This is a genomic window from Pseudomonas sp. CFBP 8770, assembly GCF_014841705.1.
GTDB lineage: Bacteria > Pseudomonadota > Gammaproteobacteria > Pseudomonadales > Pseudomonadaceae > Aquipseudomonas.
In genome coordinates this window covers 236,332-255,927 of sequence record NZ_JACYUL010000005.1, presented here as the reverse complement: position 1 = coordinate 255,927, position 19,596 = coordinate 236,332, and the positions used below count along the sequence as shown (strand labels likewise).

General features: G+C 63.6%; 14 protein-coding genes. 9 read left to right on the top strand and 5 right to left on the bottom strand.

Annotation, left to right across the window (positions count from 1 at the left end; all coding sequences use genetic code 11):
* Positions 1–67: 67 nt before the first annotated feature.
* The 8 genes from nuoG to nuoN are packed head-to-tail and all read left to right on the top strand — an operon-like array spanning position 68 to position 10,083.
* On the top strand, positions 68–2,785 hold the full coding sequence (nuoG, locus tag IFT98_RS13310) for an NADH-quinone oxidoreductase subunit NuoG (RefSeq protein WP_192049159.1): 2,718 nt from the start codon (positions 68–70) through the stop codon (positions 2,783–2,785).
* Positions 2,782–3,789, top strand: coding sequence for an NADH-quinone oxidoreductase subunit NuoH (nuoH, locus tag IFT98_RS13305; RefSeq protein ID WP_122477741.1), 1,008 nt, complete (start codon positions 2,782–2,784; stop codon positions 3,787–3,789). Before nuoG ends, nuoH begins: the two co-directional genes overlap by 4 nt.
* An 11-nt stretch (positions 3,790–3,800) precedes the next feature.
* A complete protein-coding gene (gene nuoI, locus IFT98_RS13300) occupies positions 3,801–4,349 on the top strand; it encodes an NADH-quinone oxidoreductase subunit NuoI (protein WP_122477739.1) in 549 nt (182 codons plus the stop codon).
* 9 nt (positions 4,350–4,358) lie between these two features.
* On the top strand, positions 4,359–4,856 hold the full coding sequence (gene nuoJ / locus IFT98_RS13295) for an NADH-quinone oxidoreductase subunit J (protein ID WP_049860090.1): 498 nt from the start codon (positions 4,359–4,361) through the stop codon (positions 4,854–4,856).
* A 4-nt stretch (positions 4,857–4,860) separates the two neighbouring features.
* Positions 4,861–5,169, top strand: coding sequence for an NADH-quinone oxidoreductase subunit NuoK (gene nuoK / locus IFT98_RS13290; RefSeq protein ID WP_043190115.1), 309 nt, complete (start codon positions 4,861–4,863; stop codon positions 5,167–5,169).
* Positions 5,166–7,019 carry an NADH-quinone oxidoreductase subunit L gene (nuoL, locus tag IFT98_RS13285; protein ID WP_192049157.1) on the top strand — a complete coding sequence of 618 codons (1,854 nt, stop codon included), beginning with the start codon at positions 5,166–5,168 and terminating at the stop codon, positions 7,017–7,019. Before nuoK ends, nuoL begins: the two co-directional genes overlap by 4 nt.
* A gap of 39 nt (positions 7,020–7,058) precedes the next feature.
* On the top strand, positions 7,059–8,591 hold the full coding sequence (nuoM, locus tag IFT98_RS13280; RefSeq protein WP_185793200.1) for an NADH-quinone oxidoreductase subunit M: 1,533 nt from the start codon (positions 7,059–7,061) through the stop codon (positions 8,589–8,591).
* A gap of 7 nt (positions 8,592–8,598) precedes the next feature.
* Positions 8,599–10,083 carry an NADH-quinone oxidoreductase subunit NuoN gene (nuoN, locus tag IFT98_RS13275; protein WP_122477733.1) on the top strand — a complete coding sequence of 495 codons (1,485 nt, stop codon included), beginning with the start codon at positions 8,599–8,601 and terminating at the stop codon, positions 10,081–10,083.
* 95 nt (positions 10,084–10,178) lie between these two features.
* Here the strand turns inward: nuoN and IFT98_RS13270 are convergent, their stop codons facing one another.
* The 5 genes from IFT98_RS13270 to IFT98_RS13250 form a co-directional block, all read right to left on the bottom strand.
* The gene (locus tag IFT98_RS13270) at positions 10,179–12,428 is read right to left on the bottom strand and encodes an ATP-dependent DNA helicase (protein ID WP_192049155.1); all 2,250 of its coding nucleotides are present in this window, start codon (positions 12,426–12,428) and stop codon (positions 10,179–10,181) included.
* Positions 12,425–14,077: a VRR-NUC domain-containing protein gene (locus IFT98_RS13265; RefSeq protein ID WP_192049153.1), complete on the bottom strand. Its 1,653-nt coding sequence runs from the start codon at positions 14,075–14,077 to the stop codon at positions 12,425–12,427. The genes IFT98_RS13270 and IFT98_RS13265 overlap by 4 nt, the downstream gene beginning before the upstream one ends.
* Before the next feature lie 84 nt (positions 14,078–14,161).
* Entirely contained in the window at positions 14,162–15,565 is a 1,404-nt protein-coding gene (locus tag IFT98_RS13260; RefSeq protein WP_192049151.1) for an aminotransferase-like domain-containing protein, read from the bottom strand.
* Entirely contained in the window at positions 15,562–16,875 is a 1,314-nt protein-coding gene (locus IFT98_RS13255; RefSeq protein ID WP_192049149.1) for a hypothetical protein, read from the bottom strand. Before IFT98_RS13255 ends, IFT98_RS13260 begins: the two co-directional genes overlap by 4 nt.
* A 332-nt stretch (positions 16,876–17,207) precedes the next feature.
* Positions 17,208–18,221 (bottom strand): zinc-dependent alcohol dehydrogenase family protein, encoded by a 1,014-nt coding sequence (locus tag IFT98_RS13250; RefSeq protein WP_122715562.1) that lies wholly within the window; start codon positions 18,219–18,221, stop codon positions 17,208–17,210.
* A 230-nt stretch (positions 18,222–18,451) separates the two neighbouring features.
* On the opposite strand from IFT98_RS13250, the gene IFT98_RS13245 reads away from it, so the two are divergent.
* Complete coding sequence (locus IFT98_RS13245) at positions 18,452–19,366, top strand: LysR family transcriptional regulator (protein ID WP_122477722.1); 915 nt, start codon at positions 18,452–18,454, stop codon at positions 19,364–19,366.
* Positions 19,367–19,596: the final 230 nt, after the last annotated feature.

Genomic DNA, 19,596 nt, shown 5'->3' with positions numbered 1-19,596 from the left:
GCCGGGCGAACGACAAGATTTCCATTAGCCACGCCCGCTGACAACGGGCCAACGAAGAACTTGAACCATGGCCACTATCCACGTAGACGGCAAAGCGCTCGAGGTCGATGGCGCAGACAACCTGTTGCAGGCCTGTCTGTCGCTGGGCCTCGACATCCCGTATTTCTGCTGGCATCCGGCGCTGGGCAGCGTCGGCGCCTGCCGCCAGTGCGCAGTCAAGCAGTACACCGACGAGAACGACACCCGTGGTCGCATCGTCATGTCGTGCATGACACCCGCCACCGACAACACCTGGATCTCCATCGAAGACGACGAATCCAAGGCGTTCCGCGCCAGTGTCGTCGAATGGCTGATGACCAACCACCCGCACGACTGTCCTGTCTGCGAAGAAGGCGGTCACTGCCATCTGCAAGACATGACTGTGATGACCGGTCACAACGAGCGTCGCTACCGCTTCAGCAAGCGCACCCACCAGAATCAGGAGCTGGGCCCGTTCATCGCGCATGAAATGAACCGCTGCATCGCCTGCTATCGCTGCGTGCGTTTCTACAAGGACTACGCCGGCGGCACCGACCTGGGCGTGTTCGGCGCCCACGACAACGTCTACTTCGGACGGGTCGAGGACGGCACCCTGGAAAGCGAGTTTTCCGGCAACCTCACCGAGGTCTGCCCGACCGGTGTGTTCACCGACAAGACGCACTCCGAGCGCTACAACCGCAAGTGGGACATGCAGTTCGCCCCGAGCATCTGCCATGGCTGCTCGAGCGGTTGCAACATCAGCCCAGGCGAGCGCTACGGTGAGCTGCGCCGTATCGAGAACCGCTACAACGGCTCGGTGAACCACTATTTCCTGTGCGACCGCGGCCGCTTCGGCTACGGCTACGTCAACCGCACCGATCGCCCACGGCAACCGCTGTTGGCCGAAGGCAACCGCAAGCTGAGCCTCGACGAGGCGCTGGACAAGGCTGCCGAGCTGTTGCGCGGCCGCAACATCGTTGGCATCGGCTCGCCACGGGCCAGCCTGGAAAGCAACTACGCCCTGCTGGAACTGGTCGGTGCCAAGCACTTCTACAGCGGCATCGAAGCCGGCGAGCTGTCGCGCATCCGCCTGGCCTTGCAGGTGCTGCAGAACAGCCCGTTGCCGATTCCGAGCCTGCGCGAGGTCGAAGACCACGACGCGGTGTTCGTGTTGGGCGAAGACTTGACCCAGACCGCCGCGCGCATGGCGCTGGCACTGCGTCAATCGGTGAAGGGCAAGGCAGAGGCGATGGCCGAGGCCATGCGCGTTCAACCTTGGCTCGACGCTGCCGTGAAGAACATCGGTCAGCATGAGCTGCATCCATTGTTCATCGCCAGCCTGACCGACACCAAGCTCGACGACGTCGCCGAGGAATGCGTGCACGCCGCGCCCGAAGACCTGGCGCGCATCGGCTTCGCCGTGGCCCATGCGATCGACCCGAGCGCACCGGCCGTCAGCGGCCTGGACAGCGAAGCCCTCGAGCTGGCCCAGCGCATTGCCGATGCGCTGGTGGCCGCCAAGCGTCCGCTGGTCGTCAGCGGCACTTCGCTGGGCTGCAACGCCCTGATCGAAGCTGCGGGCAACATCGCCAAGGCCTTGAAGGGTCGCGACAAGGCCGGTTCGCTGAGCCTGATCGTGCCGGAAGCCAACAGCATGGGCCTGGCGATGCTCGGTGGCGAGTCGGTGGACGACGCGCTGCAAGCCGTGATCGACGGTCACGCCGACGCCCTGGTGATCCTGGAAAACGATTTGTACACCCGTGTCGATGCCGCCAAGGTGGACGCCGCGCTGAACGCCGCCAAGGTGGTCATCGTTGCCGATCACCAGCACACCCGCACCGTCGAGCGCGCCCATCTGGTCTTGCCGGCCGCCAGCTTCGCCGAAGGCGATGGCACTCTGGTCAGCCAGGAAGGCCGCGCACAGCGGTTCTTCCAGGTGTTCGATCCGGTCTACCTGGATTCCAGCATTCTGATCCACGAAGGCTGGCGCTGGCTGCACGCGCTGCGCAGCACGCTGCTGAACCAGCCGGTGGACTGGACCCAACTCGACCACGTGACCGCTGCAGTGGCCAACAGCACCGCGCAACTGGCCCGCATCGTCGACGCCGCGCCGTCGGCCTCGTTCCGCATCAAGGGCCTGAAACTGGCCCGCGAACCGTTGCGCTACAGCGGCCGTACGGCCATGCGCGCCAACATCAGCGTGCACGAGCCACGCACATCGCAGGATACCGACACCGCCTTCTCGTTCTCCATGGAAGGCTACTCGGGCTCGGCCGAGCCGCGCCAGCAGGTGCCGTTCGCCTGGTCGCCAGGCTGGAACTCGCCACAGGCCTGGAACAAGTTCCAGGACGAAGTGGGTGGCCACCTGCGTGCCGGTGATCCAGGCACACGCCTGATCGAAAGCCAGGGCGATGGCCTGGGCTGGTTCGCCAGCGTACCGGCGGCCTTCTCGCCCGCTCGCGGCACCTGGCAGGCAGTGCCGTTCTATCACCTGTTCGGCAGCGAAGAAAACTCTTCCCGCTCCGCACCGGTGCAGGAGCGGATTCCGGCCCCTTACGTCGCGTTGGCCAAATCCGAGGCGGATCGTCTGGGCGTCAATGATGGCGCGCTGTTGAGCCTCACCGTCGCCGGTCGGGCCTTGCGCCTGCCGCTGCGCATCAGTGAAGAACTGGGCGCAGGCCTGGTGGGTCTGCCCGCTGGCCTGGCGGGCATCCCGCCGGCGTTTGCCGGCGCATCCGTCGAAGGCCTGCAGGAGGCAGCACAATGACCTGGTTCACCCCTGAAGTGATCGACATCATCATCGGTGTGGTCAAGGCCCTGGTCATCATGCTGGCGGTGGTCGTCTGCGGCGCGTTGCTCAGCTTCGTCGAGCGTCGCCTGCTGGGCTGGTGGCAGGACCGCTACGGTCCGAACCGGGTCGGTCCGTTCGGCATGTTCCAGATTGCCGCCGACATGCTGAAGATGTTCTTCAAGGAAGACTGGAACCCGCCCTTCGTCGACAAGGTGATCTTCACCCTGGCGCCGGTGGTGGCCATGAGTGCCTTGCTGATCGCCTTCGCGATCATTCCGATCACCCCCACCTGGGGCGTGGCCGACCTGAACATCGGGCTGCTGTTCTTCTTCGCCATGGCCGGCCTGTCGGTGTATGCCGTGCTGTTCGCCGGCTGGGCCAGCAACAATAAATATGCCTTGCTGGGCAGCTTGCGGGCCTCCGCGCAGACCGTGTCGTACGAAGTGTTCATGGGCCTGTCGCTGATGGGTATCGTGATCCAGGCGGGCTCCTTCAACATGCGCGACATCGTCGAGTACCAGGCGCAGAACCTGTGGTTCATCATTCCGCAGTTCTTCGGCTTCTGTACCTTCTTCGTCGCCGGCGTGGCGGTGACTCACCGTCATCCGTTCGACCAGCCGGAAGCGGAACAGGAACTGGCCGACGGCTACCACATCGAATACGCCGGCATGAAATGGGGCATGTTCTTCGTCGGTGAATACATCGGCATCATCCTGATCTCGGCCTTGCTGGTGACGCTGTTCTTCGGCGGCTGGCACGGTCCGTTCGGAATCCTGCCGCAACTGTCGTTCGTCTGGTTCGCACTAAAAACCGCGTTCTTCATCATGCTGTTCGTACTGCTGCGCGCGTCCATCCCGCGCCCTCGCTACGACCAGGTAATGGATTTCAGCTGGAAGTTCTGCCTGCCACTGACCCTGATCAACATGCTGGTGACCGCCGCGATCGTGTTGTTGAACACGCCCGCCGGCACGGTTCAGTGAGGAATTGACCCATGTTCAAATATATCGGTGACATCGTAAAAGGAACGGGCACGCAGCTGCGCAGCCTGATCATGGTGTTCGGCCACGGTTTCCGTAAGCGCGACACCCTGCAATACCCCGAGGAGGCGGTGTACCTGCCGCCGCGCTATCGCGGCCGTATCGTGTTGACCCGCGACCCCGACGGCGAGGAACGCTGCGTGGCCTGCAACCTGTGCGCCGTGGCCTGCCCGGTGGGTTGCATCTCGTTGCAGAAGGCAGAAACCGAGGACGGTCGCTGGTACCCGGACTTCTTCCGGATCAACTTCTCGCGCTGCATTTTCTGTGGACTGTGCGAGGAAGCCTGCCCGACGACCGCGATCCAGCTCACGCCGGACTTCGAGATGGCCGAGTTCAAGCGTCAGGATCTGGTCTACGAAAAGGAAGATCTGCTGATCTCCGGCCCCGGCAAGAACCCTGACTACAACTTCTACCGCGTAGCCGGCATGGCCGTAGCCGGCAAGCCCAAGGGCGCCGCGCAGAACGAAGCCCAGCCGATCAACGTGAAGAGCTTGCTCCCTTAAGGAAGAAAGATGGAATTCGCTTTCTATTTCGCGTCGGGTATCGCGGTGGTGTCCACCCTCAGGGTGATCACCAATACCAACCCCGTACACGCCCTGCTCTATCTGATCATCTCGTTGATCGCCGTGGCGATGACCTTCTTCGCCCTCGGTGCGCCGTTCGCCGGCGTGCTTGAAGTGATCGCCTATGCCGGTGCCATCATGGTGCTGTTCGTCTTCGTGGTGATGATGCTCAACCTGGGCCCGGCCTCGGTGCAACAGGAACGCGTGTGGCTCAAGCCGGGTATCTGGGCTGGCCCGGTGTTCCTAGGTGCCTTGTTGCTGCTCGAACTGCTGTACGTGCTGTTCGCCAACCCCAGCGCTGCCGGTATCGGCCAGACCACGGTCGATGCCAAGGCAGTCGGCATCAGTCTGTTCGGTCCCTACCTGCTGGTGGTTGAACTGGCGTCGATGCTGCTGCTGGCTGCAGCCGTGACGGCGTTCCACCTCGGCCGCACGGAAAAGGAGTAAACAGATGCCCGCTATCCCTCTCGAGCATGGCCTGGCTGTCGCCGGCATCCTGTTCACCCTTGGTCTGGTCGGCCTGATGGTCCGCCGTAACATTCTTTTCGTGTTGATGAGTCTGGAAATCATGATGAACGCCTCTGCCCTGGCGTTCATCGTGGCGGGCGCACGCTGGGGTCAGCCCGATGGACAGATCATGTTCATCCTGGTGATCACCCTGGCAGCGGCCGAGGCCTCCATTGGCCTGGCGATCCTGATGCAACTGTATCGCCGCTTCCACACGCTCGACATCGACGCTGCCAGTGAGATGCGCGGATGAACCTGATCTTCCTGACCTTTGTATTCCCGCTGATCGGCTTCCTGCTGCTGTCGTTCTCGCGCGGGCGCTTCTCGGAAAACCTTTCGGCGCTGATCGGCGTCGGCTCCATCGGCCTGTCGGCGGTGGTTGCTGCCTACGTCATCTGGCAGTTCAACGTCGCGCCGCCCGAGGGTGGCGTGTACACCCAACTGCTGTGGCGCTGGATGGCGGTGGACGGGTTCGAACCCAACTTCACCCTGTACCTGGACGGCCTGTCGATCACCATGCTCGGCGTGGTGGTAGGCGTAGGCTTCCTGATCCACCTGTTCGCCTCCTGGTACATGCGTGGTGAAGAGGGCTACTCGCGCTTCTTCGCCTACACCAACCTGTTCATCGCCAGCATGCTGTTCCTGATCCTGGGCGACAACCTGCTGTTCATCTACTTCGGTTGGGAAGGCGTGGGCCTGTGCTCGTACCTGTTGATCGGTTTCTACTATGGCAACCGCAACAACGGCAACGCAGCGCTCAAGGCGTTCATCGTCACCCGTATCGGCGACGTGTTCATGGCCATCGGCCTGTTCATCCTGTTCCAGCAACTGGGTACGCTGAATATCCAGGAACTGCTGGTGCGGGCGCCGGAGCATTTCAAAGTCGGTGACTTCTGGATCGTGCTGGCCACGCTGATGCTGCTCGGTGGTGCCGTCGGCAAGTCCGCGCAATTGCCCCTGCAGACCTGGCTGGCAGACGCCATGGCCGGTCCTACGCCGGTGTCGGCACTGATCCACGCCGCCACCATGGTGACCGCCGGTGTCTACCTGATCGCCCGGACCCACGGCCTGTTCGCCCTGGCCCCGGACATCCTGCATCTGGTCGGTGTGGTCGGTGGTGTCACGCTGGTCCTGGCCGGCTTCGCTGCGCTGGTGCAGACCGACATCAAGCGTATCCTGGCCTATTCGACCATGAGCCAGATCGGCTACATGTTCCTGGCCCTGGGCGTCGGTGCCTGGGACGGCGCGATCTTCCACCTGATGACCCACGCCTTCTTCAAGGCGCTGCTGTTCCTCGCCTCGGGTGCGGTGATCGTCGCCTGCCACCACGAGCAGAACATCTTCAAGATGGGTGGCCTGTGGAAGAAACTGCCATTGGCCTACGCCAGCTTCATCGTCGGCGGCTCTGCCCTCGCGGCTCTGCCGCTGCTGACGGCCGGCTTCTATTCCAAGGACGAGATCCTCTGGGAAGCCTTCGCCAGCGGCAACAATGGCTTGCTGTACGCCGGCCTGGTCGGTGCGTTCATGACCTCGCTGTACACCTTCCGCTTGATCTTCATCACCTTCCATGGCGAAGCCAAGACCGACGCGCACGCCGGCCATGGCGTTGCCCACTGGCTGCCGCTGGGCGTGCTCATCGTGCTGTCGACCTTCATCGGTGCCTGGATCCATCCGCCATTGGCGGGCGTGCTGCCGCAGAGCGTCGGTCATGCCGGAGGCGAGGCCAAGCACAGCCTGGAGATCGCCTCGGGCGCCATTGCCCTGGCCGGTATCCTGCTGGCAGCCATGCTGTTCCTAGGCAAGCGGCGCGTTGCCACGGCCGTGGCCAACAGCGGCATCGGCCGGATGCTGTCGGCCTGGTGGTTCGCCGCCTGGGGCTTCGACTGGATCTACGACAAGCTGTTCGTCAAACCCTACCTGCTGATCAGCCACCTGTTGCGCAAGGACCCGGTTGACCAGGTGATTGGCTTGATCCCGCGTACGGCCAAGGGCGGCAACAACGCCATGAGCCGTACCGAGACCGGTCAGTTGCGCTGGTATGCCGCTTCGATGGCCGCTGGCGCCGTGCTGGTGCTCGGCGCCGTCGTGCTGGCGGCGGTCTGATATGAATCCTGTGACTTTGCGAAAGGAAACGAGCCCGTCATGATTTTGCCCTGGCTGATCCTGATCCCCTTCATCGGCGGCCTTCTGTGCTGGGTAGCGGAGCGCAGCAGCGCTACCCTGCCCCGCTGGATCGCATTGCTGACCATGTCCCTGGAACTCGCGCTTGGCCTCTGGCTGTGGGCCAATGGCGACTACACCCTGGCGCCTGCACCCGGCGCGGAACCTGTCTGGGCCTACGAGTTCAAGCTCAACTGGATCCAGCGCTTCGGCATCAGCGTGCACCTGGCGCTGGACGGCCTGTCGCTGCTGATGATCCTGCTCACCGGCCTGCTGGGTATCCTCTCCGTGCTGTGCTCGTGGAAAGAGATCCAGCGCCACGTCGGCTTCTTCCACCTCAACCTGATGTGGATTCTGGGCGGTGTGGTCGGTGTGTTCCTGGCGCTGGACCTGTTCCTGTTCTTCTTCTTCTGGGAAATGATGCTGGTGCCGATGTATTTCCTCATCGCGCTCTGGGGTCACAGTTCCTCGGATGGCAAGAAGACCCGGATCTACGCCGCCACCAAGTTCTTCATCTTCACTCAGGCCAGCGGCCTGATCATGCTGGTGGCGATCCTGGGCCTGGTGCTGTTCAACTACAGCAACACCGGCGTGATGACGTTCAACTACAGCGACCTGCTCAAGGCGCAGTTGCCGGAGCATGTCGAATACCTGCTGATGCTCGGCTTCTTCATCGCCTTCGCGGTGAAGCTGCCGGTGGTGCCGTTCCACTCCTGGCTGCCCGATGCTCACGCCCAGGCGCCTACCGCGGGCTCCGTGGACCTGGCCGGTATCCTGCTGAAAACCGCCGCCTACGGCATTCTGCGCTTCGCCCTGCCGCTGTTCCCCAATGCCTCGGCAGAGTTCGCGCCGATCGCCATGACCCTGGGTCTGGTGGGCATTTTCTACGGCGCCTTCCTGGCGTTCGCGCAGAGCGACATCAAGCGCCTGATCGCCTTCTCCAGCGTCTCGCACATGGGCTTCGTGCTGATCGGTATCTACTCCGGCACCCAGCAGGCCCTGCAGGGCGCGGTGATCCAGATGCTCGCCCACGGCCTGTCGGCAGCGGCGCTGTTCATCCTCAGCGGCCAGTTGTACGAGCGCCTGCACACTCGCGACATGCGTGAAATGGGCGGGCTGTGGTCGCGCATTGCCTACCTGCCGGCCATCAGCCTGTTCTTTGCCGCTGCCTCGCTGGGCCTGCCGGGCACGGGCAACTTCGTCGGTGAGTTCCTGATCCTGCTGGGCAGCTTCACCGTCGCCCCGTGGATCACCGCCATCGCCACCTCCGGGCTGGTGTTCGGTTCGGTGTACTCGCTGATCATGATTCACCGAGCCTACTTCGGCCCCTCCAAGTCGGACGCGGTACTGGCCGGCATGGATAACCGCGAACTGATCATGGTGCTGGGCCTTGCGGGCCTGCTGATTCTGCTTGGCGTCTACCCGCAGCCTTTCCTCGACACCTCCGCCGCCACCATGACCGGTGTGCAGCAGTGGTTCGGCACCGCCTTCACTCAACTCGCTTCGGCCCGGTAAGAGCGCTATGGACCTGACGATTCAACACTTTATTGCGCTTGCGCCGCTGCTGATCACCACCGTCACCGTCGTAGCGGTGATGCTGGCGATCGCCTGGCGGCGCAACCATTCGCAAACCTTCCTGCTCTCGTGTGCGGGCTTGAACCTGGCGCTGCTGTCGATCCTGCCGGTGCTCAAGCTCACGCCCATGACCGTGACGCCGTTGTTGCAGGTGGACAACTTCGCCGCGCTGTACATGGCGCTGATCCTGGTTGCCACGCTGGCCTGCGTGACCCTGGCGCACGCCTACCTCGGTGATGGCGCCACCGGCTATCCCGGCAACCGTGAAGAGCTTTACCTGCTGATCCTGATGGCCGCGCTGGGTGGCCTGGTACTGGTCTGCGCGCAGCACCTGGCCGGCCTGTTCATCGGCCTGGAACTGCTCTCGGTACCCACGTACGGACTGATCGCCTACGCCTTCTTCAACAAGCGCTCGCTGGAAGGCGGCATCAAATACATGGTGCTGTCGGCCGCAGGCTCGGCGTTCCTGCTGTTCGGCATGGCGCTGTTGTACGCCGATGCCGGCAGCCTGAGCTTCTCGGGCATCGGCCTGGCCCTGGCCGCCACCGGCGTGCCAAGTGCCCTAGCGCAACTGGGCCTGGCGATGATGCTGGTGGGCCTGGCGTTCAAGCTGTCGCTGGTGCCCTTCCACCTGTGGACACCCGACGTGTACGAAGGCGCTCCAGCGCCTGTCGCTGCGTTCCTGGCCACTGCCAGCAAGGTCGCGGTGTTTGCCGTGGTAGTGCGCTTGTTCCAGCTGTCGCCGGCAGCCAGCAGCGGTGTGCTCAGCGATGTGCTGGCGGTGATTGCGGTGGCATCGATCCTGATCGGCAACCTGCTGGCGGTGACCCAGAGCAACCTCAAGCGCCTGCTGGGTTATTCATCCATCGCCCACTTCGGTTACCTGCTGATCGCGCTGGTAGCTAGCAAGGGCCTGGCCCTGGAAGCCATCGGCGTCTACCTGGTGACCTACGTGATCACCAGCCTGGGTGCGTTCGGCGTGATCACCCTGATGTCGTCGCCGTACAACGGCCGCGACGCCGATGCACTGTACGAGTACCGTGGCCTGTTCTGGCGCCGTCCGTACCTGACGGCGGTGCTGACCGTGATGATGCTGTCGCTGGCAGGCATTCCGCTGACCGCCGGTTTCATCGGCAAGTTCTACATCATCGCCACAGGCGTGGAATCGCAACTGTGGTGGCTGACCGGGGCTCTGGTGATCGGTAGCGCCATCGGCGTCTTCTACTACCTGCGGGTGATGGTGACCTTGTTCCTGATGGAAAAGAACCTGCGTCGCACCGATGCCCCGCTGAAGTGGGAACAGCGCACCGGTGGCGTGATGCTGCTGGCCATCGCCGCCCTCGCCTTCCTCCTGGGCGTGTACCCGCAACCGCTGCTGGAGCTGGTGCAGCATGCCGGGTTCCAGTTGGGTTCGGTGGTTGTGAAAGGCTGAAGATCGGCTGCATGAAAAAACCCGCTTCGGCGGGTTTTTTTGTGTATCCGTGGCGACCTCTTCGCGGGCAGAGCCCGCTCCCGCATAGCCGAAACCTAAACCGCCCACCATCGCGGAAACAGACTCTTGACCCGCGCCTCGGCAAAGCGGTCATCAATAAGCACTACCACCCCACGATCATCCTGACCACGGATCACCCGTCCTGCCGCCTGCACCACCTTGCACAAACCGGGATACAGGTAGGTGTAGTCATACCCCGAACCGAACAGGGTATTCATGCGTCCCTTGATCTGCTCGTTGACCGGATTGAACTGGGCCAATCCAAGGGTAGCGATGAAGGCACCGATCAAGCGCTTGCCGGGCAAATCGATGCCCTCGCCAAACGCACCGCCAAGCACCGCAAAACCGACGCCCTGGCTGGTCGAGGTAAAGCGGGCGAGAAAGTCACGCCGTGCCCCTTCATCCATCTTGCGTGCCTGAGCCCATTGCTCGATGTTCGGATAGCGCTCGGCCAACAGTGCCTCGACCTGTTGCAAGTAATCGAAACTGCTGAAGAACGCCAGGTAGTTACCCGGCTGCGCCAGATACTGCTTGGCAATCAGTTCCACAATGGGCCCCAGCGACGCTTGTCGATGGTTGAAGCGCGTGGAGATGTCGTCGACGATGCGCACTTCCAACTGCTCGGCACTGAACGGCGACTGCACGTCGATCCACGCATGGTCCTTGGGCAGCCCAAGCAGGTCGGCATAGTAGCGTCGCGGGCTGAGTGTGGCCGAAAACAGAATGGCACTGCGTGCTGCGGCGATGCGCGGCCCCAGCAAGGGCGCCGGGACGATATTGCGCAGGCACAGCTGCGACTGCACGCGCTTGCCCGAACCATCGCGGCGAGTCACGTCGAATACATAGTGTTCATCGAACAGCTCCGCCACGCGGGTGAACTGCAACGCCTGGAAATAGAAGTCCAGCAGTTGCGGGTCGATGCCTTGGGGCTGCGCATTCATCTCGTCGCCAATCAGACTGATGCAGCGCAGCAGCGACAGGATCAACTTGTCCGGCAGACGCACGTGCGCCTGGTATGGCCCCGATTGCTCGGCGTGCAGCGCGTTCCACTCCCGATTCACACGTTGCAGCGGACTCTTGAGCTTGCTTGGCGGCGCCGCGCGCACGGCCTGCAGCGTGCGCTGGTCGAGGGTGGCGCTGTACATGCCGCGCGCCCGCTCGACCAGATTGTGCGACTCGTCGACCAGCACTGCCACACGCCACTGCCGCTCTTGAGCCAGACCGAACAGCAGGGCATTGAGGTCGAAATAATAGTTGTAGTCGCCGATGACCACGTCCGCCCAACGGGCCAGTTCCTGGCTCAGGTAATACGGGCAGATGCGGTGCGCCAGGGCGGTCTGGCGCACCTGTGCCTGATCCAGGATCTGCAAGCGCACGGCGTCTTCGCGAGCCGCCGGCAGCCGGTCGTAGAAGCCCTTGGCCAATGGACAGGATTCACCGTGACAGGCTTTGTCCGGGTGCTCACAGGCCTTGTCCCGCGCGACCATTTCCAACGTGCGAAGCGGCAGGCCTGGCTGGCGATGCAATTGCGCCACGGCCTCCAGCGCCAGGGCACGGCCGGGGCTTTTGGCGCTGAGAAAGAAAATCTTGTCCAGTTGCTGCGGGACCATCGCCTTGAGCAATGGAAACAGCGTGGCCAGGGTCTTGCCGATACCGGTGGTGGCCTGGGCCATCAGGCAGCGCCCGGTGCTGACCGCCTTGTAGACGGTTTCCGCCAACTCGCGCTGACCGACGCGAAAGGCTGCATGGGGGAAAGTCAGTGCCCGCAGCGCCGCATCGCGCTCGGCGCTACGGGCCAGCTCCTGACGCGCCCATTGCAGGAAGCGCGAACACAGCCGTTCGAAATGTGCCTCAAGCTCCTGCGCCTGGCACTGCTGGCTGAACACTGTCTGCTTGTCGTAATCGACATCGAAATACACCAGGGCAACGTCCATGCGCGTCAGCTGCAACTGTTGACACATCAGCCAGGCATAGACCTTGGCCTGGGCCCAGTGCAATTGGCGATGATTGTCGGGCTGCAGGTCGAGGTCACCGCGGTGGGTCTTGATCTCTTCCAGGCGGTTCAGCGCCGGGTCATAGCCATCGGCACGGCCGCGCACCTGCAACTCATGGTATTGACCGCTGAGGGTGACTTCGCTCTGGTAGTCGGCTTCGCGGCCCTGAGTCACCCGGCGATGGCCGAGCATGCCCTCCTGGGCCGACGGCGAGGGTGTGAAGCGCAGGTCGAGGTCACCCACCTTGGCCGTGAACTCGCACAAGGCCCGTACGGCCACGGTGTAGCTCACGCGGGCTGTCCTGCCCACTCCACGTAGCAGACCTGCACGGGCAGCGCATGGCGGGCACAGAACTCCAGCCAGCGCAGTTGATTGTCCTGCAAGCGGTCGCCGGGCCCCTTGACCTCGATCATCAGATAGCGGCCTTCGGCGGGCCAGAACTGGACGAGGTCGGGCATGCCGGTACGGTTGGCCTTGACGTCTTCCAGCACGCGGTCGAAACAGTGTTTGAGGTGCTGCGCGGGAATACAGCCCAATGCGAGTTCGAGCAGGGTTTCGTCGAGCATGCCCCAGTGCACGAACGGCGATTGCACGCCCTGCTTGTCCCGCCAGGTCTGGCGGATGGTGTGCTTGTAGCGCCCATCGTCGAGCTCGCCCAGGCACGCGTCGAACAGCGCACTGCGACGCTGACGGAAGTCGGGCTGATGCAAGTCGGCCGGGCCGTTCTGGAACGGGTGGAAAAACGCCCCGGGCAACGGTGCGAAAATCGCCTTCCAGCACAGCAGGCCGAACAAGGCGTTGAACAAGGTGTTCTCGACATAGTGCACCGGCGCATCTTCACTGTGCAGCGACGCGGCCACCCGCCGCTCGACGCTCAGGCGCTGTTCGCAGAGCACCAGTGTCAGATCAAGGCGCGCGACTTTTCCGGCCTGGCGCTTGGGCTGGGCAGGCAAACCCAAGTGCCGGCGCAGGCGCGGCAGCATGCGCGGCAATTGCTGCGCCTCGGCCGGATTGAGCGGGGCCAGACTGGCTTGTTCGGCCAATTCCAGCGCCTGGCTGTATTCACCAAGCAGCTCGAGCACGCGAATGATCCGCGCACGGGCCTGAGCGAACGCGCAGCTGCGATATACCACCAGGGCCTGCTGCAGATCCTGCTGACGTTCGCAGGCATAGCCCAGCCGGAACAGCAACTTTTGCCGACGGCTCTGCAACCAGGATTTGTCGGTGGTGACGGCCAGCAACTGGCGGTGAATGTCTTCGCACGGCAGCCCGGCTTCTATCGCTTCGCTGCACGCATGCAGCGCCAGCCCGGCCGCCACGTCGTCGCGATGGGTCAGCCCCCGTGACTCGGGCGCCAGCTGCACTGCCTCGTAGCGATACACCCCCAGGTCGGCCAGCACGAACTCGGTCCAGCCTTGATGCAGATTGCCGAAGAACAGCAACCGAAGACGGTCACAGAGCGCTTGCACCGTCAGGCAGTAGAGCGTGTCGACCAACGCTGGACACCAGCTCCGAAACGGCTGCACGGGCCAGTCGTGTTCGGCAAGGGCCAGCAGCAGTTGCGGCTTGGGCAACGATGGCTTGGCGAGGTGGGTCGCGAAACAGCTGACGATTTCCGGCTTGAGCAACACCTCGCCCACCTGCTGCAGCGTCAGCGGGGCTTGATCGGTGAGATAACCGCTGGTCAGCAGCGGTCGCGCCGCCGCGTCTGGACAGCCGATCTCGGCGTACTCGAGGCGACTGGCGCGGAACATTTCGCCCTTGCGCATGATCATGCGCACCAAGAGCGCCTGGGACGGCTGCGGCAGCGCGTCGAAGCGCTGGATGAAGCTCAGCTCCTCGGCATCCAGCACGTCCAGGTAGCGTTGCTCCAGCCACGCCAGCACGCGCCGGAAATTGGCCAGGTAGTAGAAAGGGTCTTCGAGCGCTGCAAATGCCACGTTTTCGCCAAACCAGTGTCATGAAAGCCACTGTTTATACATACAGAAAAAAGCCAAAGCAATCGGAAATGGACCGATGGCGGACTACACCTCGTGCTCTTCCAGGGCCGCCGCCAATGCAGCGGCGCAGCGTTCCCACTGCGCCGCGGAGTGCCCGCAGCCATTGAGGCGCAGGTGTTGATGGCAATGGCCCTGCAGGCTGAAGATGTCACCCGGGGCGATCAGCAGGCGCTGCCTGCGCAGGTCCTCGTGGACGCCGCGCATGTCTACCGGATAGCGCGCCCGCGCCCATACACAGGCGCCACCGGCGGTACGGGTGAATTGCAATCGCTCGTCCAGCCGCGTGTGCAGAAGTGTGGCGAAGGCCGTCACCTGTTGCTGCAGCGCTTGTCGTTGCAGGTTCAGGTGATCGTCGTAGGCGCCTGCGCTGATGAACCGAGCGAGCGCCTTGTGGCGCAAGGGTGGCGCAGTGGTCACGCGTTGCAGGCAGTACTGCTGCAGTCGGCTCGGCCAATGCCGCGAAAGCAGGTAGGCAAAAGGCGCCTCGGCACCCATGAGGGGTTGCAGCGAGCCGAAGATCAGCAAGCGCTGCGGTGCCACCAGTTCGCGAAAGCGCGGTACCGCCTCAAAGCACAGGTCGCCCTCGGTGTCGTCCTCGGCCACCCACACCCCGTGCCGCTCCAGCAGGCTGGCAATCGTGCGCTTGTCGCCGTCACCGATGCAGGTGCCGTGGGGGCCATGGAAAGACGCGCCGAGCACCATCAGGCGTACCTGGCGCCTGGCAAGCACTTCGCGCAGGCGCTGCATCGGCACCCGGCCGCGCTCATCGAGCACCAGCTCGATCACTCGCGCCCCGGCCTGCTGCAAGGTGCGCAAGATGCGCCAGCCGCACGGCACCAATACCACCACCACTGCGCCTTGCAGTTGCATGGCGGTCCAGGTCATGTGCAGCACACTGAGCAGGTCACCGCCGATGTAGACATCGTCGGCGCACCAGTGGTGGTCCAGGCAGCGGGTGTAGCGCGCCGCCAGCGCATGGCGAAGCTCCAGTTCACCGCAGGGCTGGGCGATGCTCCTCAGCCCTGCCGGATGGCGCCGGGCCAGCGCGACTTCGAACCTGAGCAGGGTTTTCACGGCATCGGCCCGGGGCGGTGGTGCTGCACCACTGAATACGTCCACACTGGACTGGCAGGCGCCGGCAAGTACCTGCTGGAGCAGATCGGGGCTGACCAGCGCCGGCCCGAAGGCTGTGGAGCCCCGTGCGTAGTAACCCGACTTGGCGATCGGCTCGATTCGTCCTTCGGCTTCGAGCAGCCCGTAGGCGGCCTGTACGGTGGAGACCGAAACATCCAGGGTTCGCCCCAGCGCCCGCAGGGATGGCAGCTTGACGCGCAGCCCTGGTTCGATCCCATCGATCAGCCGCAGCAGGTAACGGTACACACCCTGATAGGCGAACGCGCCGGCCTTGTCCCTGGCAGCGCCGTTCATGGCAGCCTGGGTCGCTGGTAGAGCCCTTGCAGGGTCGGCAAGGGCAGCCCGCTGACCGATTCCAGCCACTGCGAGACCTGCGCTGAAACTCTGGAACCCCGCAGCCCGCTGTGCAGATGGGGCAGCGCCACCTGCATACCCGGATGGCACGCCTGCAGAAACGCCTCCAGGCGTGCCCCGCGATCGCTGAACGGGGCGTACACCGCACAACTCAGCTGCGCCGGGTCCATCCCGTGCCACGTGGACAGGCGGGTCTGCATCTGTTCGGCAGCCACCTCCACCCCTGCGCTGGACAGGTGAGGTGCCGCCCGGGTCGGGTTCGTACCCGCGCGGCCGAAACTGTTGCGGAAGGCCTCCAGCCCCTGCTCGAAGCTGCCCCCGTGCAGCCACTGGCTGCGCAGTCCGTACAGGTAGGCGAACCAGGCCAGTTGCGGATGCTGGATTTCGTGTCGGTCAAACAGTGGGAGCACCGGCTGGCAGCCCAGAAACTGCCACAGGGCGTCATCAGACGCCGACGGTTCACCGAGCAGATCATGCATACCCAGCAATCGCGCGCTGGCAGGTAGATCGCCGCGCTGGCCGCGGGGCATACCCACGACGCCAGCACCCAAGCCCTGCAGGCAGCCACTGCCCTGCCAGTGTCCGCGAGGCACGGGCGATGCGCTGGCCCGGCGCCGCTCACGCATTGCCCACGCAACGAAATGGCGTCGCTGCAACACCGGTTGGTCGAGCACGATGGCATCGGCCGCGGCCGAGTAGCCCACCAATCGCTGATAAACCCGCGCAATCGTTCGATAGCCCCGATGCTGCAGCTCGGCGGGTCCAGAGGGGGCGAATTCGTGGGCAGCATTCAACAATTCGCTGCGACAGCTCGAGCGCTGGGCGTCGACGCCTGCAAGGCGATACTCGTACGGCCGCAGGGCATCGTCGGCGAACGTCAGCAGTTCGATGCGCGGATCGTCGTGCACAAACAGCGCATTGCAGGCCCGCTGGATGTTGCCGTTGCGGACGTCGTCGAGCAGGGCCTGGCTGCTCACCGCCGCACGGATGAAGAATGTCGGTTGATGACGGGCAGCCAAGGTCAGTTGCGCTGCCCGCAGCAACGCCAGACCGCCATGGCCGGCCGTGCTGCCACAGAGCCTGTAAACGACTCGATAGCCACCCAGTCGCTGGGCGCCACCGGCAGCCGTCATCAAGCGCTGGATCAGTGGCTGTACCGCCACTCGCCGTGCCGGCGAGAAGGAACCGAGCAAACGCGACAACACCTGCTGATAAACGCGATTCATGGCTTGCTGGTGCATTGCGCTCATGGCTGCTTTCCGAGTACTGGCCGAGAACCCGCCGGACGACTGCCACACTTCGAAACGTGCTCGCACAGCCCCGGAGACGGGCATGAAGCGCGCATTATGAAGAGCCGTTTCCCAATTAAAAGATACAGAAAGCGGGCGACGGACAATGCAGATTGGCGGGCGCACGGCAAATCCGCACGAGCACCATGAGGCGCTCACGCCGGCGCCGGGCGCAATCGGATGAGTCTGAAAGAGAAGTGGAAAGGTCCTACAAAACTGCGTGAATCCGGGCTACTGACGCTTCAGAAAACAGGCGTCCCGCGCAGGAACGCCTTGCTTGCCGTGTCGGCCGGTTACAGCTGCAGCGCGATGCGACCCCCGCAGGGGCATTCGTCCATGGCCTTGTGCGCCTCGACGAACTGGTCGAAGGGATACACCTTGGCGATTTGCGGCACCAGCACGCGGTCTGCCGTCATCTGGTTGATATCACGCAGCGCGCGCTGCAAGGCCTCGGCATCCTGGACGATCCCCAGTTCCGGCTTGCCCAGAAAGTTGCCCAGGCAATGCACATGGAACTGGATGTTCTTCTGGAACGCGGCACACGCGGGAAACGGTGTCTGGTTGCCGCCCTGCAGGCCATACAGGATCAAGCTGCCACGCGGTGCCAGGACGTCGCCGAGTACCGACATCTGCGGCCCGCCCAAACCATCCAGAACCATGTCGACGCCGCGATTGCCGGTGAACTTGTCGATCTGCATGAGCAGGTCCTGTTCCTCGGTCACCACGACTTTCTCGGCGCCCAGCGACAGCAGGTAATCGCGCTCCGCCGGATTGCGGGTGGCGGCGACTACCTTCAGGCCAAGGGCCTTGCCCAACTGCACGAACGAAGGTCCGGCGCAGTGGCTGGCGTCGGTTACCAACGCCGTCTGCCCTGGCTTGGCACGGGCCAGCTCGGCATAGGCAAAGTAGGCGATCAGCAACGGCGTGTAGTGCACCGCTGCCTCGAGCGGCGAGAGAATGTCGGGATAACGCGTGAGGGCCGTGGCCGGCAACAGGATCATCTCGCCATAGACCGGGTACTCGTTGGGGCTTTCTGCGGGAAAGCTGGCGACCTTGTCGCCCACCGCGAAACCCTCGACCCCTTCGCCCAGCGCCGTGACCACGCCGGCCATTTCCTGACCGAGGCCCGCCGGCAGGCGTGCTTGCGAGGGCGCCAGGTTCTGCCGCCAGAGCACGTCGTACCAGCTGATACCGATCGCCTCGACACGTACCTGAACTTCGCCCGGAGCGGGCGATGCCACTGCATGCTCTTCGCAGGTCAAGACCTGCGCCGGACCAAATTTATGAAAACGGATCGTGCGGGACATCGCAAACCTCGCCTTGTAAACCTCTAATGCCATGAACTTTATCTGGGCATTCACGCTTAAGCTATCAGCGCCTGTTAATAGTCGACATGCTTGCCATTGATTCGACCCTGCGGCCGCTCTGCGCAGCCGCACGAGGATGACCCAAACCGAAATTTTCCGGTGCAGGGTAGCAGCCTTTGCCCTTAAGATTCACGCCTGCACCTCTTCTTCATGTTCCAGCGGGCCCATAGATGAACCGTAACGACCTGCGTCGCGTCGACCTGAACCTGTTGATCGTGTTCGAAACCTTGATGCATGAACGCAGTGTCACCCGCGCCGCCGAGAAGCTCTTTCTCGGCCAGCCGGCCATCAGTGCCGCCCTTTCACGCCTGCGCGGCCTGTTCGACGACCCGCTGTTCGTGCGCACCGGGCGCAGCATGGAACCGTCGGCGCGGGCCATGGAGATCTTCGCCCTGCTGTCGCCGGCACTGGACTCCATCTCCACCGCCGTCAGCCGCGCCGCCGACTTCGACCCGGCCACCAGCAACGCGGTCTTTCGCATCGGCTTGTCCGACGACGTCGAATTCGCCCTGCTGCCCATGCTGCTCAAGCGCATCCGCGCCGAAGCGCCAGGCATCGTGCTGGTGATCCGTCGCGCCAACTACATCCTCATGCCCGCCCTGCTCGCCTCCGGGGAAATCTCCATCGGCGTCAGCTACACCGATGACCTGCCGGCCAACGCCAAGCGCAAGGTGCTGCGGCGCAACCGCCCCATGCTGCTGCGCGCCGACACCAAGCCCGGCAACCTCACTCTCGACGAGTTCTGCGCCCGCCCCCATGCGCTGGTGTCGTTCGCCGGCGACCTGAGCGGCTTCATCGACGAAGAGTTGAAGAAGCACGGCCGCACACGGCACGTAGTGTTGGCGGTACCGCAATTCAACGGCCTGAGCACCCTGCTCGCCGGTACCGACATCGTCGCCACCGTGCCCGACTACACCGCCGATTCGCTGACCGCTGCCGGCGGCGTCCGCGCCGAGCCGCTGCCGCTGGACACGCCGTCGTTCGAGCTGCACCTGGCTTGGCGGGGGTCACAGGATAACGACCCTGGGGAGCGGTGGTTGAGGTCGCGGATTCAGATGTTTTTTGGGGATCCGGATAGTCTCTAGGCGTCGTCGAGTCGGCTGTTTATCTGATCATTTTGCTTTCCACAAACCATGGCACTGCAATTCTGGTGGATTGCCACATGAGGTACATCTGGGGTCCGTGGTTCGGATGATTTGAAAATAGCGGGTGCACCATCTGCAATGCTCGACAACTGCAGGAGATTGTAAAAAAAGATGATGGCATAACGCCCTGGCAACCGGCAGAATCCACATGTTCTCAACGGATTTGAAGG